The organism is Comamonas sp. MYb69 (assembly GCF_037479315.1).
GTDB lineage: Bacteria > Pseudomonadota > Gammaproteobacteria > Burkholderiales > Burkholderiaceae_C > Comamonas.
This window is the reverse complement of record NZ_JBBGZG010000004.1, coordinates 403178-423495: the sequence shown is the minus strand read 5'-3', so window position 1 is coordinate 423495 and position 20318 is coordinate 403178. Positions and strand designations below refer to the sequence as shown.

The following is a 20318-nucleotide window of genomic DNA, read 5'->3' as shown; positions in this document are numbered from 1 at the left end:
GTTGATTACTCAATGATGTAGAGCTGCTCACCCGCGGATTGCGCGAGTGTTGTGCTATCAAAAGCGTTAGGCTGCGGCTTCGTTGTCTTGCGAGTCAGGTGCCGAGAAGTTCACGGCACGACCGGGGACAATGGTCGAGATCGCATGCTTGTACACCATCTGGGTGACGGTGTTGCGCAGCAGCACAACGTACTGGTCAAAAGATTCGATCTGGCCTTGGAGCTTGATGCCGTTGACCAAATAGATGGACACTGGCACATGCTCGCGGCGCAGAGCGTTGAGGAAGGGATCTTGCAGAAGTTGGCCTTTGTTGCTCACGATATTCTCCGTGTTCGGACAGTGTTGTTGTAAAACGCCACCTTACCACAGTGGCATCCTAACTGAACGATAAATGGTTTTTTCCATGTGATGGGTCTGTGGATCAGACCTCATCTCACTTGTACGCTATCAATCTTTGTCAGCGTAAGGGTTATGTGAGGTCTTGAATTCAATCCGCAAGGGGGTGCCGATCAAATTAAATTCCTTGCGGAAACGCCCTTCCAGGAATCGCTTGTACGCATCGGTGATGTGTTCGAGCGAATTGCCGTGGATCACAATCACCGGCGGGTTCATGCCACCCTGGTGCGCATAGCGCAGCTTGGGGCGGTAAGGCCCGATCTTCTTGGGCGTCTGGTATTGCACCGACTCCAGCAGCACGCGCGTGAGCACCGGCGTTGGCATCTTGCACAGGGCCGACTTGTGCGCCTGGGTCATCGAGGTCCACAGCGGGCCGAGGCCCTGGCGCTTCTTGGCCGAGATGAAGTGCAGCGGTGCAAACTTCAGGAAGGACAGGCGCAGCTCGATCGAGCGCTCCAGCATCTGGCGGCCATAGTCGTCAAGCGCATCCCACTTGTTGACGGCCAGCACCACGGCGCGACCGCTCTCCAGAATGTAGCCGGCGATGTGGGCGTCCTGGTCGGTCACGCCTTGCGTGGCATCGAGCAGCAGCAGCACCACGTTGGCCCCTTCAATGGCCTGCAAGGTCTTGACCACCGAGAACTTTTCGATCGCCTCGAACACGCGGCCCTTGCGGCGCAAACCGGCGGTGTCGATCAGCTGGAACTTCTGGCCATTCTTCTCGAACGGCACCGCAATCGCATCGCGCGTGGTACCGGCCATGTCAAAGGCCACCAGGCGCTCTTCACCCAGCCAGGTATTGATCAAGGTGGACTTGCCCACATTCGGGCGCCCTGCCACGGCCAGCTTGATGACGCTCTCATCTTCTTCGGGCTCTGCGTCTTCGTCCTGGTTGAGCCACGGCAATTTCTCCAGCGCCATGTCGATCATGGTGCGGATGCCCTGGCCGTGCGCGGCCGAAACCGGGAACACCTCGCCCAGACCGAGCTCATAGAACTCAGCCAACTGGCCGCCGTCCTTCATGCCCTCCGCCTTGTTGCCCACCAGCATGGCGGGCTTGCCCAGGCGGCGCAGGTAGCCGGCAATCTCATGGTCCTGGGCCGACAGGCCCAGGCGTACATCAACCACGAACAGCACCACATCCGCCTCGGCCACGGCCTGGCGGGTCTGCTTGGCCATTTCCTTGAAAATGCCACTGGTCGCATCGGGCTCGAAACCACCGGTATCGATCACGATGTATTCGTGCTTGCCCTGACGGCCTTGGCCGTAATGGCGATCACGCGTCAACCCGGCAAAGTCGGCAACGATGGCGTCGCGCGACTTTGTCATGCGGTTGAACAAGGTGGATTTGCCCACATTGGGGCGCCCCACCAAAGCAATAACTGGCTTCATTCCTGACTACTTTTTCTTTTCTTACTCGGGCCGAAAGCCATACACCGCGCCGTCATTCGTCTGCACCACCATGGTGTTGCCCGCCACTACCGGCGCCACGGAGATTCCGGAGCTGTTGGTAGAGAAGCGGTTGAGCGGCGAGCCGTCTTTCTTGGACAGCATATGCACCGTGCCCGAACTATCACCAAAAATCACAGAGCGGCCCAGCACCAGCGGCTGGCTCAGCTTGCGGTAGCGCAGGCGATTGCTCGTCCACACCACGCTGCCACCCTCATGCGCCCAGGCCGTGATCACGCCATTGCCATCGGCACCGGCCACCACATCGGCATCACCCGAGATGCCATTGATACCGTCGGCACGCACCGTCCAGCTCAGCTGCGCAGTAGCGGCATCGATACAGCCCACGGCCATCTGGTAGGCACGCGTGCACAGCACCGAGCCTTGGCGCGAGACGCCACCCACCAGTTCCACCAGACGCTCGACGTCATTGGTGCCACGGGGGCTGGCAATCGGCACTTCCCAGCGCAGGGCGCCGGTGTTGGGGTCGATGCCAACAAAGCGGCCCGACACGCCGGCGACCAGGGTGTCCTGGTAGGCGGTCAGCACACCGCTTTGGCGCAGCACCAGCGCTTCGCTGGTCTTGGCCTGGCTCCACAGAGCCTGGCCCGAGGCCGCATCAAAGGCCTGCACCGAACGGTCCGCGCTTTGCACAAAGATGCGCTCGCCCGCCACCAGCGGCGCGGTATAGACACGCGCTGGCAGGCGCTTGCGCCACATTTCCTTGCCCTGGGTCAGCGCGACCAGGTTGCCGTCTTCGGTCACCACGGCGGCCCATTTGCCATCACTGCCCACGCCCGCCGAGAGCTTCTGACCCACGTTGACGCGCCACAGATCGGCACCGGTGTCGGCATTGATCGCAGCCACCTGGCCGTCGGCCGAAGCCAGGGTCACCACCTTGCCGCTGACATTCATCACCAAGGTGGGATTGCTCTTGCCAATGCGCTGCGTCCAGACCTGCTGCACAGACAGCAGTGCGACATTGGGCTCCAGCTCAGTGGGCTTGCGCTTGTCCGACGAGAACAAAGAACAGCCCGCAATGGCCAGCGCCACTGCCGATACCGTCAAAACCTTGGCTGCAGCAGCTGCTGCAGCATATGCCTGTTGTTGTTTCATGCGCACTGCCTTCTGCCATCCATCACTTCAGATCTTCGCCCAGCGCATTGAGCTTGACGGAGATCACGTTGCGGTATTCCACGCCCGGTTCGGTCTTTTGCAAGGCCGCCTTGTACGACTCGATGGCTTGCGCCTTGTCGCCCTTGGCCAGGTAGACATCGCCCTTGTGGTCTGCCACCACGGCATCGAACTCGGTCGGCATCTTGGTGCCCAGCACCTTGAGCGCCTCGTCATAGGCCTGGCTGTTGAGCAGCACAGCCGCCAAACGCACGCGGGCGGTGGCCTTGAGGCCTTCGTCCGATGCATTGTCGGCCACCCAGGTGAGCGCTGCCTTGGCATCGTCCATCTGGCCCTTGTCACCCGCGGCCTTGGCCACCAGCAGACCGGCATGCGCCGCCTGCACGGTGCCGCCGTAGTTGCTGCGTAGGTCGCCAAAGGCCTGGTCGATACGGGTCTTGTCACCGGAGTTGACGGCCGATTCGACCGCCGACGACAGTGCGCTCGCTTGCGATGCCTGGTGGTTTTGCCAGTACTGGTAGCCATTCCAGGCGGCAAAGCCACCCAGCACAATCACCAGTACCGTGGTGATCAAGGTGCCCCACTTGTTCCAGAAGTGCTTGAGCTGGTCTATCTGTTCCTGTTCTTCCAGATCTAAATGCGTTGCCATATTGTTCTAATGGAGTTGAATCAAAAAAAAGCTTGCCGCTGCGATTGCGCTTATGCGCGCAATTGCGCTGCCCAATCGGCCACGGCATCAATAGCGCGTTCTGCCTGGGCGCCCTCGCCATCACGCAGTTGCTTGACGGTCACCATGCCGCGCTGCATCTCGTCGCTGCCAAAGATCAGCGCGCAAGCGGCGCCGCTGGCATCGGCCTTCTTGAACTGCGACTTCATGCTGCCCAGGCTCCCTGCCACGGCCGAGCCATGCATCTGCACCCGCACACCGGCTTGTCGCAGGGTCTGGATCACGCGCATGGCCTGCGGCAGCAGGGCTGCGTCCGGCAGGATAGCGTAGGCGTCAATAGACGGGCGATCCCACTGGATATTCAGCTCCTTGATCAGCTCGAGCACGCGCTCGATGCCCATGCCCCAGCCCACGGCCGGCGCGGGCTTGCCGCCAATCTGCTCGATCAGGTAGTCATAGCGGCCGCCGCCGCAGATCGTGCCTTGCGAGCCGAGCTTGTCGGTGATGAACTCGAACACCGTCAGGTTGTAGTAGTCCATGCCGCGCACCAGGCGCGGGTTGACCGACCAGGCCACGCCATTGGCGTCCAGGATGTCCTGCACGGCCTTGAGGTGGGCCTTGGAGTCCTCACCCAGAAAATCAAGCAGCTGGGGCGCGGCATTGACCATGGCCTGCATGGCCGGGTTCTTGGTGTCGAGCACACGCAGCGGGTTGCTATACATGCGGCGCTTGCCCTCGTCGTCCATCACCTCGGTGTGCTGCTCGAAATAGGCCACCAGTGCCTCACGGTGCGCGCGGCGCTCCTCGGGCTGACCAAGGCTGTTGAGCTCCAGGCGCACGCCTTCAATGCCCAGGTCCTTCCACAGCTGCGCGGCCAGCAGGATCACCTCGGCATCGAGCTCGGCGCCGCCAAAACCCATGGCTTCAACACCCACCTGGTGGAACTGGCGGTAGCGGCCGCGCTGGGGCTTTTCGCGGCGGAACATCGCGCCGATGTAGAACAGGCGCTTGCCGCCGTCATAGAGCAGGTTGTTCTCGACCACGGCACGCACCACGCCGGCCGTGCCTTCGGGACGCAGGGTCAGGTGCTCGGCCTGGCCATGCTTGTCGGCCCGGTCTTCGAAGGAATACATTTCCTTCTCGACGATATCGGTCACCTCGCCCAGGCCGCGCACAAACAGCGCCGTGTGCTCGGCCAGCGGCGTGCGGATATTGCGGTAGGCAAAGCGCCCCATCACATCGCGCACCTTGCCTTCAAACCATTCCCACATGGCCGAATCGGGCGGCAGGATATCGTTCATGCCTTTGATGGCGGCCAGCTTTTCATTCATGCCCATGGGCTTCAATCTCTCTGTTCAGTATGCTTGCAAACACTTGCCAGGCCAGCAAGTGCAGCTCTCAATTATCTACCTTGGCAGCCCCGTAGCGGCGCTCCACATAGGCCTGCACGATCTCGTGGAACTCCTGCGCAATGCGGTCACCGCGCAAGGTCAGCGCCTTTTCGCCGTCGATAAAGACGGGAGCGGCGGGCGACTCGCCATTGCCCGGCAGGCTGATGCCGATATCGGCATGCTTGCTCTCGCCGGGGCCATTGACGATGCAGCCCATCACGGCCACCTTCATCTTCTCGACGCCGGGGTACTTCACACGCCAGACCGGCATTTGCGAGCGCAGGTGCTGGTCGATGTCGCGCGCCAACTCCTGGAAGGTGGTGCTGGTGGTACGGCCGCAGCCCGGGCAGGCGGTGACGCTGGGCACAAAGCTGCGCATGCCCATGGCCTGCAGAATCTCGCTGGCGACCACCACCTCTTGCGTGCGCGCTTCGCCCGGCTGCGGGGTCAGCGACACGCGGATGGTGTCGCCAATACCGTCTTGCAGCAGAATCGACAGCGCAGCGGCCGAGGCCACCGTGCCCTTGGTGCCCATGCCCGCCTCGGTCAGCCCCAGGTGCAAGGCATAGTCGCAGCGCGCAGACAGGCCGCGGTAGACCGCCACCAGATCCTGCACCCCACTGACCTTGCAGGACAGGATGATCTGGTCGCCGTTCAGGCCCATTTCCTCGGCACGCTGCGCAGAGGAAATGGCCGAGGTGATCAGCGCCTCGTACATCACCTGGCGCCCATCCCAGGGCACCGCACGGCGGTTGTTCTCGTCCATCAGCTCGGCGAGCAACTCCTGGTCCAGGCTGCCCCAGTTCACGCCAATGCGCACGGCCTTGTCGTACTGCATGGCCGCCTCAATCATCTGGCCGAACTGCTTGTCCTTCTTGTCGCCCTTGCCCACGTTGCCCGGGTTGATGCGGTACTTGGACAGCGCCTTGGCGCAGTCGGGGAATTCGGTGAGCAGGCGGTGGCCGTTGTAGTGGAAATCGCCCACCAGCGGCACGTTCTCGCCCATACGGTCGAGCTGCTCGCGCACATAGGGCACCGCTGCTGCGGCCTCGGGCGTGTTGACGGTGATGCGCACCATCTCCGAGCCCGCCTGCGCCAGCTCCTTGACCTGGATGGCCGTCTCGATCACATCCACGGTATCGGTATTCGTCATCGACTGTATGCGCACCGGCGCATCGCCCCCGACCGTCACCACCCGGTCACCCCAGACCACACGGGCCTGGCGACTTTTGCGGGCGGCCGGCGCCACCATGGGCACGGGCAACAGGATGTTCTCTTCTTGCACTTAATTCACCTCAAAACGGGCGGTGCTGCCCTTGGTCACTTTTTTCAGATCAAAAGCCGACCCGCGCAGCTGCATCTCCACGCCCACCGCATTGCCCACGATGAGCTTGAGCGGCGGCGTGGCCGCGATATCTTCACTCGTGCCAGCGCGAATGGTCTTCTCAAACACCACCTTGCCACTGGCTTCCTTGACCTGCACCCAGCTGTCCTGGCTGGCCTTGAAATGCAGCAACGGCGCGCCTTCAGCAGGGGCAGCCACCACCGGAGCAGCAGCGGCGGGGCTGGACTGACCAGCCAGCGCAGCGCTGCCACCGGCGTCAGCCGCGCCATTGGCCGGCGCCTCGGGCACCGGGTCGGTCGAGCTGCCGCCCAGCGCTACCGGCTCGGACTGGTCAGCCACACCGGCGACATTGTTCGAGCGCGCCGGCGCCGGCGCAGACGCGGCGGTCTGGCTCTTCCAGTAGTCCGCCAGCTGCGGATAAAACAGCACGCCGACGGTCGCTACGATCAGGAGCACGACCACGCCCATCCAGGGAAAGGGCTTGCTGCTGGGGAAATCGTTTTTCTTGCTCTGCGCCGGGCCCACGGCCACGCGGGTCTTGACGCTCTCCACGCCCGGGCTCAGGTCCTTGCCGGGCGGCTTGGGCAGTTGGGCAAGCACCGGCGCCGGGTCGATCTTGAGCACACGGCACACCGCCGAGGCCAGCGCACGCACAAAGACCACATCCGGGAAGGCACTCCAATTGCCCGCTTCCAGCGCTTCGAGCTTGTGCACCGACACCTTCAGGTGCGCGGCTACGGCCGGCAGGTGGTAGCCCAGCTCCTCGCGCGCCTGGCGCAGCATCTCGCCAGCGCTCAGGGGGGCACCCGAGGCCGCGTTGTTGGCGTTCGTTGCTTCTTGGATATCAGACTCGATCACAGCACGCCTCCACCAGCGATACGTGCCGCCTCTTTGGAGTCGGGGAAACGCTTTTGCAATTGGGCAGCAAGCGCACGTGCGCTCGCTCCATCGCCCAGGGCTTTTTCAATTTGGATACCGAGGAACAAGGACCCGGCATTGGCCAGCTCGCCGTTGTTCAGGCGCCGGATATAGAACTGCGCACGGCGCGCATCGCCGCGCTGGTTCAGCAGCTTGGCGAGGTTGAAGCTGACGATGGGGTTGCCCGCGTCGTATTCATAGGCCTTGAGCAAGCTGGCCTCGGCCTCGGCAGGTTTGCCGGCCGCTTCGTGGCACAGGCCCTGGGCCATCAAGGTCTTGGCTTGCTGAAAATACTGGCGCTGCACCAGGGCCTGGTTGAAATAGCGGTCCGCAGCCTCGTATTTTTTCTCCTGGCAGAGCAGCCAGCCGTGGTTGTGCATGATGTCGCCATCGGTAGGCTTGAGCGACTGGGCCTTGCTGAAGCTCTCAGCGGCAATATCGGGCTCGCCCAGCTGCATATAGATGAGGCCACGCATGTTGTAGGCATCGCCGCTGTTGGGATCGAGCGCCAGCACCTGCTTGATCTCGTCGAGCGCAATCGTGGTCTTGCCGGACTGGAAATAGTTGGCAGCGAGCTCAAGGCGGATGCGCGCGCGCCGATGGATTTCGGTCTCATCGGATTGGGTGACATAGGCGGCATCCTCACGGGCCGTACTGCTGCTGGTACCACAGCCCGACAAACCGCCTACCAGGGCCAAACCCAGCAAGGCGGCAGCCGTGAGGCGATGTACCCTCGGTTGCCCTATTGTCACAGCCTCTTGCATGCACACCCTCCTCAAACTGTTTGGACTATTTCTAGACTTGCGCCAGCGGTATGACCCGGTTCTTGGCCATGCGTTCTGCCGCTTTGGTACGGTCTTTCACATCGCCAGCGAGCTGGCCGCAGGCCGCATCGATGTCGTCACCCCGGGTCTTGCGCACGGTGGTCACAACGCCCGCGTCCGAGAGCATCTTGGCAAATTCCGTCACCCGACTGGCAGGTGATCGTAACAGACCCGAGGCTGGAAAAGGGTTGAATGGAATCAAATTGAATTTGCACCATGCCCCGCCGTTGCCCGCATACTCTCGCACCAGTGCTATCAATTGCTGGGCATGCTCGGGTTGGTCGTTGACGCCGTCGAGCATGCAGTACTCAAAGGTGATGAAGTCACGCGGCGCAAACTCCAGGTAGCGGCGGCAGGACTGCATCAGCTCGTCAAGCGGGTATTTCTTGTTCAGCGGCACCAGGCCATTGCGCAGCGGATCGTTGGGGGCGTGCAGCGACACGGCCAGCGCCACCGCGCAATCCTGCGCCAGGCGGTCCATCATCGGCACGACGCCCGAGGTGGAGACGGTGACGCGGCGGCGCGACAGACCATAGCCATGGTCATCAAGCATGGTGCGCAGCGCTGGCACCAGAGCCGTGTAATTTTGCAGGGGCTCGCCCATGCCCATCATCACCACGTTGGAGATGATGCGCTCGTCGCGCCCCAGGCGCTTGCGCAGCGCGTGTTCGGCAAACCACAGCTGCGCCATGATTTCGCCGGTGGTCAGGTTGCGGCTGAAGCCCTGGTGCCCTGTCGAGCAAAAGCGGCATCCCACCGCGCAACCGGCCTGCGAAGAGACGCACAAGGTGCCACGGTCATCTTCGGGAATGAATACGGATTCGACGGCATTGCCATCACCCACGTCGAACAGCCACTTGACCGTTCCGTCGGCGGACACATGCTCGGTGATCACGGGCAGCGCCGTGACATGGGCCGTGCCCTTGAGTTTTTCGCGCAGAGACTTGGCCAGATCGGTCATCTGGTCGAAATCAGCTGCACCGCGCTGGTGGATCCAGCGAAAAAGCTGCGTGGCCCGGAAGCGCTTCTCTCCCAGCCCTTCGCAAAAGGCGGTCAAACCAGCCAAATCAAAATCAAGCAAATTGGTGGTCATGGATATACGCTCGGGCCACTTACCTATGCCACGCGGCCTTGCGGCCGCGTACATGTCAATTAACGGGAATAAACGTTCATGCCGGGGAAGAAGAACGCCACTTCCACAGCGGCGGTCTCAGCGGCGTCAGAGCCGTGCACGGCGTTGGCGTCGATGCTGTCAGCGAAGTCAGCGCGGATCGTGCCCTTGTCAGCCTTCTTAGGGTCGGTAGCGCCCATCAGCTCACGGTTCTTCAGGATGGCGTTTTCGCCTTCCAGAGCCTGGATCATCACAGGACCGGAGATCATGAAGTCCACCAGATCCTTGAAGAAAGGACGGGCAGCGTGCACAGCGTAGAACTGCTCAGCGTCTTGACGCGACAGTTGCACCAGCTTGGCGGCCACGATCTTCAGGCCAGCAGCTTCAAAGCGGGCGTAGATTTGACCGATAACATTCTTAGCCACTGCATCGGGCTTGATGATCGAGAGGGTACGTTCGATTGCCATAATAAATTTCCTGTTGATGGATTTTTTGCTCTAAAAGCAAACCTTTGATTGTACGGTGTCCTGGAAGTCAGCGGCGTGACTACGACCTTCCACCGCGCTTGAATCCGCCACCGCTCTTGCGTTGGCCCTGGCGCTGACGCGTCAGGCTGTCGTGACCGATGTAGCCCAGCGAGGTCTTCATCGGATCGGGTTGGGTACTGCGCTTCTCGGGCGCCTTGCGCAAGCCACCACCCCGGGTGTTCTTGGCCGGGCCCACCGATGGGCGCGGGCCGTTGTGCTGGGGACGGTTGTCACTGCGTCCGCCCCGGCCAGCCGAATTCTGCTCACGGGGTTTGCGCTCAGCCACGCCACCGGCAGCCACGGTCAGCGCCTGGATGTCACGCTGGTCGAGCTCGACCCAGGAGCCCCGGCGCAGGCCGCGCGGCAGCACCATGGCGCCGTAGCGGATACGGATCAGGCGGCTGACCGCGTGACCCACCGACTCGAACATGCGGCGCACTTCGCGGTTGCGGCCTTCGGAGATGGTGACGCGGTACCAGCAGTTGGCGCCTTCGCCACCGCCGTCGTCGATGGAGCCAAAGCTCGCCACGCCATCTTCCAGGTTCACGCCAGCGAGCAGCAAGGCCTTTTCTTCATTGGTCAGCGCACCCAGCACGCGCACCGCGTACTCGCGCTCGAGGCCAAAGCGCGGGTGCATTAGGTTGTTGGCCAATTCACCCGAGTTGGTGAACAGCAGCAGACCTTCGGTGTTCAGATCGAGACGGCCAATGGACTGCCACTTGCCGTGCGAGACGCGCGGCAGCTTGCGGAACACCGTCGGGCGGTTCTGTGGATCGTCATGCGTCACCACCTCGCCCACCGGCTTGTGGTAGGCGAGCACGCGCGCTGGCGGCTGCTCGATGCGGAAGGTGATCAGCTTGCCATTCACACGGATCTTGTCGCTGTGCAAAATGCGCTGACCGACGTGTGCCGGCTCGTTGTTGACGGAGATGCGGCCTTCCAGAATCAGGCGCTCCATCTCCAGGCGCGAACCCATGCCGGCCTGGGCCAGCAGCTTGTGCAGCTTGGGCGCTTCCACATGGGGCTGGAGCACGCGCTTGACCGGCGCGGGGGTGTCCGAGTCTTCCGCCGCTTCCAGCGCGCCGGCCACCACATCTTCAAAGGCATAGCCTTCCGATTCGGCATCGCGCTGCGGGCGGCCCGCAGGACCGCGGCCACGGGCCGGTGGCGCATCGCCTTCTGCGCCCTGCGCATCACGCGGCTGTCCATCACGCTCGCGGAAACGGCGGGCACGGGCTGGGTAACGGCTCACGCGCGGCTCGCCATCACGACGCGCACGCGGCTCGGCAGGCTGGGCTGCGGCATCGCCATCAGCCTCACCGGCATCGGCGCCCGCCGCCTGGGATTCGTCGGCCGCTGCCGCTTGCGCGGGCACGGCACGCTTGCGCGGCGCACGGCGCTTTTCTGACGGGGCAGCACCTTCTTGCAAGGCCTTATCTCCGTCCTGGGGCGCATTCATATCGCTGGTATCACTCATCATCTTTTTGCTTTTCTACCCCGCCTGGTGCGGAATTATGTGCATCGTCAACACGGTCCAGAGGATCCGTATCTCTTGGTGTGGCCGCTGCGGCGGGGGCATCTGCCTCGCCACTGGCCGCCTGGGCCTCAGCCGCCAGATTGGCGGCAGCATCTTCATCGTCAGCAGCCTCACCTAGCGGTGAGGTCTGCACATCCTGCGCGTCTTGTAAATCCTGCGCGTCCTGCAAATCTTGCAAACTCTCCAACACATCCACATCGCCAGCGGGCGCTGCCATCGGCATCGACTCGCCCACCAACTCAAAAGCCTCGGCATCCGGCGGCCCGGCATCCTGCGGCACTGCCTCGTCCGGCGCAGCTTCCAGCGGCAGGCTGTCAAACATGGTCTGCGGCTGGTTGCTGCTGTCCAACTCGGGCAGCTGGTCCAGCGACTGCAGACCCAGGTCATCCAGAAACTGCCGGGTGGTCGCCAGCAGCGCAGGCCGCCCGATGGTCTCCCGGTAGCCAATCACTTCCACCCAGCCCCGGTCCTCCAACTGCTTGATGATCAAGCTGTTGACGGTGACGCCCCGGATATCTTCGATATCGCCACGGGTCACCGGCTGCCGGTAGGCAATGATGGCCAAGGTCTCCAAGGTCGCACGCGAGTACTTGGGGGGCTTTTCCGGGTGCAGGCGATCGAGGTACTCGCGCATCTCCGGCCGGCTCTGAAAGCGCCAGCCCGAGGCCACCTGCACCAGCTCCACACCACGGTGTGACCAGTCGAGCTGCAGCTCCTGCAGCAGCACCTTGAGCGTGTCCGTTCCCAAATCATCGGCAAACAATCCCCGCAGCTCACGCACGGTGATGGGCTGGGGCGCGCAGATCAGCGCAGTCTCCAGCACCCGTTTTGCTTCCAAAGTATGCATGCGATAAATCCCTGTTGGCACGCCAGCGCGCGGGCTGCGTGTTGAGACAAAGGAATGCGTATCAAGAGGGCCGCGTTTGCATGGCCAAGATCACGGCGCAGGCATAAGCGCCCATAGCCGCCGGCACTGGGCGCCACCGCTGCAGTGTGCAAACTCCGGGTTTGCGCTGGTCAAAAACCAGACCTGCAGGGGCAGCGCTTAGGCCAATTGGGCCAAATTATACCGAAGATCCCAATTTTCCATCGCCGAAGTGATATCGGCAGGCGGCAGCGCGAACCAGGACATGCTCTGGCCGGTGACCGGATGCACAAAGGCCAGCCGCAGCGCATGCAGCGCCTGGCGCTCCATACCGGCCGCTGGCGTGCCGCCGTAGAGCGTATCGGCCAGCAGCGGGTGCTGGAGCGAGGCCATGTGCACGCGGATCTGGTGGGTGCGCCCGGTGTGCAGGCTGCAAAACACCGCGCAGCCCTGCTCGCCATTGACGAGCAGGCGGATATCGGTACGCGCCGGCTTGCCCGGGTGCTGGGCCAGATCGACCGCCGCCATGCGCAGCCGGTTGCGCGGATCGCGCCCAATGGGCAGACTGACCGAGGTCTGCGCCGCGCCCTGCCAGGGCTTGTGGCCCAGCGCCAGGTAGTTGCGGCGCACATCGCGTGCGGCAATCAGCTTGACCAGCGCATCCATGGTCTGGCGCTCGCGCGCCACCACCATCAGGCCACTGGTGTCCTTGTCGAGCCGGTGCACGATGCCCGCGCGCGGCAGCTGGGCCGCCTTGGCGTCGTAGGCCAGCAAGGCATTGAGCAAGGTGCCGCTCCAGTTGCCCGGTGCCGGGTGCACCACCATGCCGGCGGGCTTGTTGATGATGAGCAGGTGCTCGTCCTGGTAGACCACATCGAGCGCAATATCCTGCGGCAAAAAGGCCTGGCTTTGCTGCGTGGGACGCAGCTCGACCACCGCCTGGTCACCGGCCTTGACCTTGGCACTGGGCTTGAGGCCCGACTTGCCATTGACCAGCACCGCGCCTTGCAGCAGCAAGGCCTGCAGGTAGCTGCGCGAGAACTCGGGCACCCACTGCGCCAGTGCCTTGTCCAGGCGCATGCCGTGTTCGTCCACCCCAGCTACGACCGTGCGGCTCTCCCAGGCCTGGGCCTCGACCTCCGCCGACTCTTCATCGCCTTCCGCCGAGGACAATGGGGCATCGTCCAAATGGGAAAAGCCGACATCGTCGGCGGGCGGCGATGTCGGCTTCGAAGAAGTGCCCGGCATCAGCGGGAAGGCAGGTAGCGCGATGGATCGACCGGCTTGCCCTGGCGGCGCACCTCAAAGTGCAGCTTCACGCGGTCGGCGTCGGAGCTACCCATCTCGGCAATCTTCTGGCCCTTCTTGACCACCTGGTCGTCCTTGACCAGCAAGGTCTGGTTGTGGGCGTAGGCGGTCAGGTAGGTGTTGTTGTGCTTGATCAAGATCAGGTTGCCGTAGCCGCGCAGGCCGGCACCCGAATAGATCACACGGCCGTCAGCGGCTGCCACGACCGGGTCACCGGCCTTGCCACCAATGTCCAGGCCCTTGTTGCGCGCATCGTCAAAGCCCGCAATCACGGTGCCCGACGACGGCCAGATAAAGCCCAGGTTGCCATCGGCTGCGGCCGGCGCAGAAGCTGCGGCAGCAGGCGCTGGGGCCGGTGCAGGCGTGGCCGCTGGCGTGTTCGCACCGGTCACAGCAGGCGCAGTCGCGGCCGGGGCCGCACTGGCAGTGGCGCTCACCGGCGGCACCACGCGCAGCACCTGGCCCACTTCGATCACATTGGGATTTTCCAGATTGCTCCAGCGTGCAATGTCGCGCCAGTTCTGGCCATTGTCAGCGGCAATGCGCATCAGGGTCTCGCCGGGCTTGACGGTGTAGTAACCGGGCTTGCCGGCGTTTTCTGCGCCAGGCAGGGTGGCCGGATCGATGCGCGGCGGCGTGGCCGTGGTCGACGTCGGCGTGCGGCCTGCCGAAGAGCCCCGATCTTCCACGGGCGCCTGGTTCAGCGATGTACTACCGCACCCTGCCAGCACCATGGCTGCCACCACACTGGCACCCCACGTCAAAACACCACGTGAATCCAACATACCTATCCTTCTTAACCAAGCCCCGATTTTAGGGGTACGAAATGAACATGCTCCAGAACCGTGCGTTGAAATCCATCAGCACTGCGGTCCACGACGAGCAAAACCTGTTGTTGGCCCGGCCCCATCACCGGGGCCACGAGCCGGCCGCCTTCAGCCAGTTGGTCACACCAGGCCTGGGGGACCGAATCCCCGCCGGCCGCGGCGATGATCCCGGCATAAGGCGCGCCCTTTTCAAAACCCAGCATGCCATCACCGAGGATCAGATGCACATTGGCCAGCCGCAAAGGCCGCAGGTTGACCCGCGCCTTTTCATGCAACGCACGCAGCCGCTCAATGGTATACACCTCCTTGGCCATCAGGCTCAGAACCGCCGCCTGGTAGCCGCAGCCCGTGCCAATCTCCAAAATGCGGCCCAGGCCCATTTTCCCCGCAGGCGATTGCAGCAGTAGCTCGCACATCCGCGCCACCACACTGGGTTTGGAGATGGTTTGCCCCAATCCTATAGGCAAACTGGTGTCCTCATAGGCTTGAACCGCCAGTGCACTGTCAACAAACTGGTGGCGCAGCACGGAATTCATCACTTTGAGCACCCGCGTGTGCTCCACGCCAGATGCGGCCAGGCGCTGCACCATGCGCCAGCGCGCCGAGGTGAAATCCACGCTCTCCGGACCCAGCGACTCGCGCACCGCCATCGGTACGGGCGACAACTCCGCAGGCAGCCGGGCCCATTGCCGATGCACGCTGCTGGCCTGTGGCTTGGTGCTCACAGGCATGGCACCGCGGGCAGGAAAGCCTGGCTTGCGCAAGGTCACCCTGGCACCTCCAGGTCCTTGCTGCGCAGGCTGGTCGCCGTCTGCGCCCAGTAAGCGAGGCTGTCATGGTCGGTCAAATCGACCTTGAGCGGCGTGATCGCCATATGGCCGGACGCCGCCGCATGGAAGTCGGTGCCTTCGGCATCATCGAGCGCGAGGCCGGCATTGCCGATCCAGTACATGGTCTCGCCCCGGGGGCTGGTCTGGGTGATCACCTTCTCGGCCGAATGCCGGCGCCCCAGACGGCAGAGCTTGAGCGGCTTGATCTCGTCAAACGGCAGGTTGGGAATATTGATATTGAGCAGCCAGGGCTTGAGGGTCACGAGCTTGGCCGCTTCAAACTGCTGCACCAGCTCGCAGGCCTTTTTGGCGGCCGATTCCAGCTCGCCCCAGCCCTTGTCGATCTGCGAGAAGGCCATCGCCGGGATACCGAACAGATAGCCCTCCATCGCCGCGCCCACGGTGCCGGAGTAGATGGTGTCATCGCCCATATTGGCGCCGTTATTGATGCCGGAGATGACCAAATCGGGCCGATAACCCAATAGCCCCGTCAGCGCAATGTGTACGCAGTCGGCCGGTGTGCCATTGACATAGCGAAAGCCATTGGCTGCGCGCTGCACATACAGCGGCGAATGCAAGGTCAGCGCATTCGATTTGGCACTGTTGTTGTGTTCTGGTGCCACCACCTCGACATCAGCGACCGCCTGCAATGCATCATGCAACGCCACGATGCCGGGCGCCTGATAACCATCATCGTTACAAAGCAGTATCTTCATGTCATTGAATCAGTTGCACTGCATTGTAGAGGTGCCAACACGGAACCCGAGCGGAGTGTGGCAGCAAAGCGACCGGCAAGGCCGCCCCACCCCGCTTAAACGCGGCCTATGCACAGGGCTCAGGCATAGTAAGGAGCGCTGCCGCCCTGCCCCCAGGCACCTGGCCCATTGCTACACAAAATTACGATGACATGCCGCTGTCGCTGCCGGGGCCCTCGCCGGGCGCGTTGGGCCGGGCCTGCGCACAGACCTCGGTGGTCAGGGCCTGCAACACGGCCGCGGTGCAACGCACCAAGGGCGTGGCTTTTCGCTTGGCCGACTGCGCCAGGCACAGGTTGATCATCACCGCTGGCGACTCGATGGGCGCGACCACCAGCCGCTCACCCACTGCATGCCCGTCGAGCGCACTGCGTGTCAAGGCCGCATAGCCATAGCCGCCGCGCACCAAATCCAAGATGGCCGGCACGCTCGACACCTCCCAGACCACATTGAGCTTGACCTGCGACAGCCTGGCCTGGGCCTCCATCAGCTTGCGAAAGATCTGGCCGTACTGCGGCATGATCAGCGGAAACTCCGACAGATCCTTGAATGCGATGCTGGGGCGGGCGCCCAGCGTACTGGCGGGCCCCACCAGACACAGGCCCTCCTGCAGGACCGGGCTGATCTCGAGATGCGGATGGGGTTCGGGCGAATAGACCAGGCCCAGGTCCATGCGCCCCGAGGCCAGCCATTCGGCCATCTGAACGGAGAAGCCCTCGACGATCGCCACGCGGGCCTTGGGCATTTTGCTGCCGAACGCTTGGATCAGCGGCAGCGTCAGCCGCCTGGCCAGACTGGGCGGCAGCCCCACCACGATGCGGCCCACCGGTTCATCGCGCTCACAGCCCAGGTCCTCCTTGGCCTGGGCCACGTGCTGCAAGATGGTGTGGCTGTGCTCAAGCAAACGCCTTCCGGCCTCCGTCAAGGTCACACCGCGCCCGGTGCGGATCAGCAAGGTCTCACGCAGCTCCACCTCCAGTGCCCGCACCTGCCGGCTCAGCGCCGGCTGCGCCGCGTCCGACAACAGGGCCGCCTTGCTAAAGCTGCCGGTTTCTGCCACCGCGACAAAGGTTTCGATTTGCTGCAAATTCATAGGCATTCCATTTTATTTATGAAATATTAATAATTTTTAACTATTATTATGCCATTTTGCTATAGCTGCTAGCTGCGCTGCCACCTAGGACTCTGGGGGCATCTTCCACAGAATGGGACTCTTCATACAACACAGAAGGCCAGGAGACCCAAGGATGAAGCCCAAGCGGATCGATGCCAGCGCAGACCACGCGTTCACGAGGCGCGTCGCAAGCGAGCCCAGCCCCACGCCGCCCACGAACTGACGCGCATCGGTCACTCAGGCCAGCCTGTATGCGGTCCTTGTAACCCAGGGTTGCACCCGCTTTCCGGGCATCGGGCCCCTCAAGCAGCAGCGTCACTGCGGCGATCGGCTGCATCCCCTTCCTTCCCGCTCCATGCCGCCTCAGGCCTTGCATGGCAGCGCCCCCAACCCTTCCCTCAATCCCAAGGAGATTCACCATGGTCGACAAAGCCAACACCGAGTTCTGGCAACACCTCAGCCCCATTGCCAACCCCTTCATGCCCGATGCGCTCCCCGAGGTCTACACCCCCAACGCGGTGCCGGAAGACGAGCGCCTGTATGTGCCGTTCACCGACACCGTGTTCTCCCGCCCCTTGTGGATTTCGCCGTCACAAAACAAGTGGTGCGACATCCTGATGGCCAAGAAAGCGGGCCTGGTCAATCGCCACTACCACCCCCATGAAGTCTTTGCCTACACCATCTCGGGCAAATGGGGCTACCTGGAGCACGACTGGACCGCGACCCAAGGTGACTTTGTCTACGAGACCCCCGGCGAAGGCCACACGCTGGTGGCCTTCGACCATCCCGAGCCGATGCGGGCCTTCTTCATCGTCAAAGGGCCGCTGATCTGGCTGGATGAACAAGGCAAGCCTGATGGCTACTTTGATGTGCACTCCTACATCGCCATGTGCAAGGCCCACTACGAAAAGGTGGGCCTGGGCGCCGATGCCGTCGAAAAGCTCTTCCGCTAACGGATGCAGAGCCTGGAGAACGCCATGAAACCATCCTCCATCCGCGCGCTGTGGACCTATGAGAACCGGCTGCTGCTGATCCTCTTTCTGACATTCGGCTTTGTCTTCTTTGACCGCCTGGCGCTGTCCTTCCTGTTCCCCTTCATGCAAGACGAGCTCGATCTGAGCCAGACCCAGCTGGGCATGATCTCCTCGGCCCTGGCACTGACCTGGGCCGTCTCCGGGGCGATCGCAGGCGCCTGGTCCGATTCGCGCGCAAAGCGCAAGGCCTTGCTGGTGGTGTCCGTGCTGGGCTTTTCCATCTGCTCGGCCCTGTCCGGGCTCGTAGCGGGCTTCATCAGCCTGCTGGTGTTCCGCGCCCTGATGGGCCTGGCCGAAGGGCCGGTGCTGCCCATTGCGCAGTCCCTGATGATCCAAAGCTCCACGCCCTCGCGGCGCGGCCTCAACATGGGCTTGCTGCAGGGCTCGTCGGCCGGCCTGATTGGCGCAATGATCGGGCCACCCGTGGTCATTGGCCTGGCCACGCATTTTGGCTGGCGCGTGGCCTTTTATGTCACCGTCATCCCCGGCATGCTGATCGCGCTGTGCATCTGGCGCTGGGTGCATGAACACCCGGGCGGAGTCCCTGCCGCAGACGCCAAGCCCGCGCCAATCAACCGCTGGGCCCTGCTGCGCGAGCGCAATGTGCTGCTGTGCATGCTCATCAGCTGCTTTTTCCTCACCTGGTTCATCATCATCATCTCGTTTGCGCCCACCTTTCTCGTCAAGTACCGTGCGTTTTCGCCGGGCGACATGGGCTTGGTGATGAGCTGCCTGGGAGCGGCCTGGGTGTTCTGGGGCTTTGCGGTACCTGCCATCTCCGACCGGATCGGACGCAAACCAGCGCTGGCCATCTTTGCACCGATTGCTGCGCTGTGCCCCATCGCGCTGATCTATGGGGATTCGGCCATCGCCCTGGGGGCGGTGGTGTTCTTCACCTATACCGGCCTGGGGTGTTTCACCCTCTTCATGGCCACGGTCCCGGCTGAAACCGTGCCGCCCCGGGTGTTGACGGGGGCGCTGGGCCTCATCATGGGCGCGGGCGAACTGGTGGGTGGCTTTGTGGCCCCCACCGCCGCGGGCCTGGCGGCCGACCGCTTCGGCCTGCCCGTTGCCATGTGGATAGCGGCTGCCGGGGCACTGGTGGCCGGGCTGCTCGCGCTGGGCCTGAAGGAAACGGCGCCGCTGGTGCTGCAGCGCCGTGCCGCTACAGGAGCTACGCCATGATGCGCGCGCTGCGCTGGCATGGCGCCCAGGATCTGCGCCTGGAGCAGATCCCCATCCCACGCCCCGGCCCCCGGCAAGTACGGATTGCGGTGCAGTACTGCGGCATCTGCGGCAGCGACTTGCACGAATACGAATCAGGCCCCCATGCCATCCCGGTCGGCACCGTCCATGCCGTGTCGGGGCGCAGCGCGCCGTTGACGCTGGGCCACGAGTTCTGTGGCACGGTGGTCGAGCTGGGCAGCGAGGTGACCGGCCTACAGGTGGGTAACCGGGTGGCGGTGGAGCCTGAGTACCGCTGCAGCCACTGCGCCTACTGCCGCAGCGGCGCCTACAACCTCTGCGCCGATATGGGTTTTGCCGGGCTGATGGGCGACGGCGGCATGGCCGAGTTTGCCGTGGTGCCCAGCTATATGCTCCATCGCCTGCCCGATGCGGTGACCCTGGAGCAGGCCGCTGTGCTGGAGCCCGCCGCCGTCGCACTGCATGCGCTGCGCCGCAGCCAGTTGGCCGCAGGCGCCAGCTGCGCCATCTTCGGGCTGGGCCCCATCGGGCTGCTGCTGGTCACGCTCGCCAAACTGCAAGGAGCGCACACCATCATTGCGGTGGATGTATCACCCGAGCGCCTGCACATGGCAAAGCAGGCAGGCGCCAGCCACGCCATCGATGCCAAGGGCCTCACGCCGCGCGAGTTGCGGCACACCATTGCCTCGGCCACTGCGGGCCTGGGCGTAGACACCAGCTTTGAAGCCGCCGGCCTGCAAGCCACGTTCGAAGGCGCATTGCGCGCGCTGCGCAAAGGCGGAAACATGGTGATGGTGGGGCTGATGCCCGAGGCGCGGCTCGACGCCTTTGACGCTGTCAACCGCGAGCTGAGCCTGGTGGCCAGCGTCGGTTACCGCGATGTGTACCCGGAATTGATCGGGCTCATCGCGGCCGGCGCCTTTGACCCCAGCAGCATCATCACCCAAACCGTGCCGCTGGAGCTGGCGGAGCGCGACGGCTTTGCAGCGCTGGTGCAGGACCGGTCCCAGATCAAGATTCTCATCAGCCCGGGCCCAGGCACACGCCCGAGCGCGGGCTGCAACCACCGGCCATAGGAAC

At 63.4% G+C, this 20318-nt stretch carries 20 protein-coding genes; 3 read left to right on the top strand and 17 right to left on the bottom strand.

Features of this window, described 5'->3' with window-relative positions; genetic code table 11:
• Positions 1-66 precede the first annotated feature (66 nt).
• The 17 genes from hfq to WH303_RS08155 form a co-directional block, all read right to left on the bottom strand.
• Positions 67-318: an RNA chaperone Hfq gene (hfq, locus tag WH303_RS08235; protein ID WP_021027521.1), complete on the bottom strand. Its 252-nt coding sequence runs from the start codon at positions 316-318 to the stop codon at positions 67-69.
• A 129-nt stretch (positions 319-447) separates the two neighbouring features.
• On the bottom strand, positions 448-1788 hold the full coding sequence (der, locus tag WH303_RS08230; RefSeq protein ID WP_182345464.1) for a ribosome biogenesis GTPase Der: 1341 nt from the start codon (positions 1786-1788) through the stop codon (positions 448-450).
• Between the two features lie 21 nt (positions 1789-1809).
• On the bottom strand, positions 1810-2961 hold the full coding sequence (gene bamB / locus WH303_RS08225) for an outer membrane protein assembly factor BamB (protein WP_312990064.1): 1152 nt from the start codon (positions 2959-2961) through the stop codon (positions 1810-1812).
• A 22-nt stretch (positions 2962-2983) separates the two neighbouring features.
• Positions 2984-3628 (bottom strand): YfgM family protein, encoded by a 645-nt coding sequence (locus WH303_RS08220; protein WP_339517889.1) that lies wholly within the window; start codon positions 3626-3628, stop codon positions 2984-2986.
• A 50-nt stretch (positions 3629-3678) separates the two neighbouring features.
• On the bottom strand, positions 3679-4983 hold the full coding sequence (gene hisS, locus WH303_RS08215) for a histidine--tRNA ligase (RefSeq protein WP_021027517.1): 1305 nt from the start codon (positions 4981-4983) through the stop codon (positions 3679-3681).
• Between the two features lie 61 nt (positions 4984-5044).
• Positions 5045-6289, bottom strand: a complete 1245-nt coding sequence (gene ispG, locus WH303_RS08210; RefSeq protein ID WP_052330062.1) for a flavodoxin-dependent (E)-4-hydroxy-3-methylbut-2-enyl-diphosphate synthase — start codon at positions 6287-6289, stop codon at positions 5045-5047.
• Positions 6290-6322: 33 nt separating this feature from the next.
• The gene (locus tag WH303_RS08205) at positions 6323-7240 is read right to left on the bottom strand and encodes a RodZ domain-containing protein (protein WP_339517887.1); all 918 of its coding nucleotides are present in this window, start codon (positions 7238-7240) and stop codon (positions 6323-6325) included.
• Positions 7237-8064, bottom strand: a complete 828-nt coding sequence (pilW, locus tag WH303_RS08200) for a type IV pilus biogenesis/stability protein PilW (RefSeq protein ID WP_052330060.1) — start codon at positions 8062-8064, stop codon at positions 7237-7239. Before pilW ends, WH303_RS08205 begins: the two co-directional genes overlap by 4 nt.
• Positions 8065-8095: 31 nt before the next feature.
• Positions 8096-9217, bottom strand: coding sequence for a 23S rRNA (adenine(2503)-C(2))-methyltransferase RlmN (gene rlmN / locus WH303_RS08195; protein WP_021027514.1), 1122 nt, complete (start codon positions 9215-9217; stop codon positions 8096-8098).
• 59 nt (positions 9218-9276) lie between these two features.
• Positions 9277-9702 carry a nucleoside-diphosphate kinase gene (gene ndk / locus WH303_RS08190; RefSeq protein ID WP_021027513.1) on the bottom strand — a complete coding sequence of 142 codons (426 nt, stop codon included), beginning with the start codon at positions 9700-9702 and terminating at the stop codon, positions 9277-9279.
• Between the two features lie 79 nt (positions 9703-9781).
• On the bottom strand, positions 9782-11242 hold the full coding sequence (locus WH303_RS08185) for a pseudouridine synthase (protein WP_445228266.1): 1461 nt from the start codon (positions 11240-11242) through the stop codon (positions 9782-9784).
• On the bottom strand, positions 11232-12146 hold the full coding sequence (gene scpB / locus WH303_RS08180; protein ID WP_339517883.1) for an SMC-Scp complex subunit ScpB: 915 nt from the start codon (positions 12144-12146) through the stop codon (positions 11232-11234). The genes WH303_RS08185 and scpB overlap by 11 nt, the downstream gene beginning before the upstream one ends.
• Positions 12147-12344: 198 nt before the next feature.
• Positions 12345-13412, bottom strand: a complete 1068-nt coding sequence (locus WH303_RS08175; RefSeq protein WP_339517881.1) for an RluA family pseudouridine synthase — start codon at positions 13410-13412, stop codon at positions 12345-12347.
• Complete coding sequence (locus WH303_RS08170; protein WP_339517879.1) at positions 13412-14257, bottom strand: peptidoglycan DD-metalloendopeptidase family protein; 846 nt, start codon at positions 14255-14257, stop codon at positions 13412-13414. The genes WH303_RS08175 and WH303_RS08170 overlap by 1 nt, the downstream gene beginning before the upstream one ends.
• A gap of 11 nt (positions 14258-14268) precedes the next feature.
• The gene (locus WH303_RS08165) at positions 14269-15069 is read right to left on the bottom strand and encodes a protein-L-isoaspartate(D-aspartate) O-methyltransferase (RefSeq protein WP_409935145.1); all 801 of its coding nucleotides are present in this window, start codon (positions 15067-15069) and stop codon (positions 14269-14271) included.
• On the bottom strand, positions 15066-15845 hold the full coding sequence (surE, locus tag WH303_RS08160; protein WP_021027545.1) for a 5'/3'-nucleotidase SurE: 780 nt from the start codon (positions 15843-15845) through the stop codon (positions 15066-15068). The genes WH303_RS08165 and surE overlap by 4 nt, the downstream gene beginning before the upstream one ends.
• Positions 15846-16026: 181 nt before the next feature.
• Entirely contained in the window at positions 16027-16977 is a 951-nt protein-coding gene (locus WH303_RS08155; RefSeq protein ID WP_339517878.1) for a LysR family transcriptional regulator, read from the bottom strand.
• Between the two features lie 440 nt (positions 16978-17417).
• Here WH303_RS08155 and WH303_RS08150 point away from each other — a divergent pair, with 440 nt between their 5' ends.
• From WH303_RS08150 to WH303_RS08140, 3 genes are read left to right on the top strand one after another with little or no spacing between them, the layout of a single operon-like run.
• Positions 17418-17951, top strand: a complete 534-nt coding sequence (locus WH303_RS08150; RefSeq protein WP_339517877.1) for a 2,4'-dihydroxyacetophenone dioxygenase family protein — start codon at positions 17418-17420, stop codon at positions 17949-17951.
• 24 nt (positions 17952-17975) lie between these two features.
• Positions 17976-19217, top strand: coding sequence for an MFS transporter (locus WH303_RS08145; protein ID WP_339517876.1), 1242 nt, complete (start codon positions 17976-17978; stop codon positions 19215-19217).
• A complete protein-coding gene (locus WH303_RS08140) occupies positions 19217-20314 on the top strand; it encodes a 2,3-butanediol dehydrogenase (RefSeq protein ID WP_339517911.1) in 1098 nt (365 codons plus the stop codon). The genes WH303_RS08145 and WH303_RS08140 overlap by 1 nt, the downstream gene beginning before the upstream one ends.
• The last annotated feature ends 4 nt before the right edge of the window (positions 20315-20318 follow it).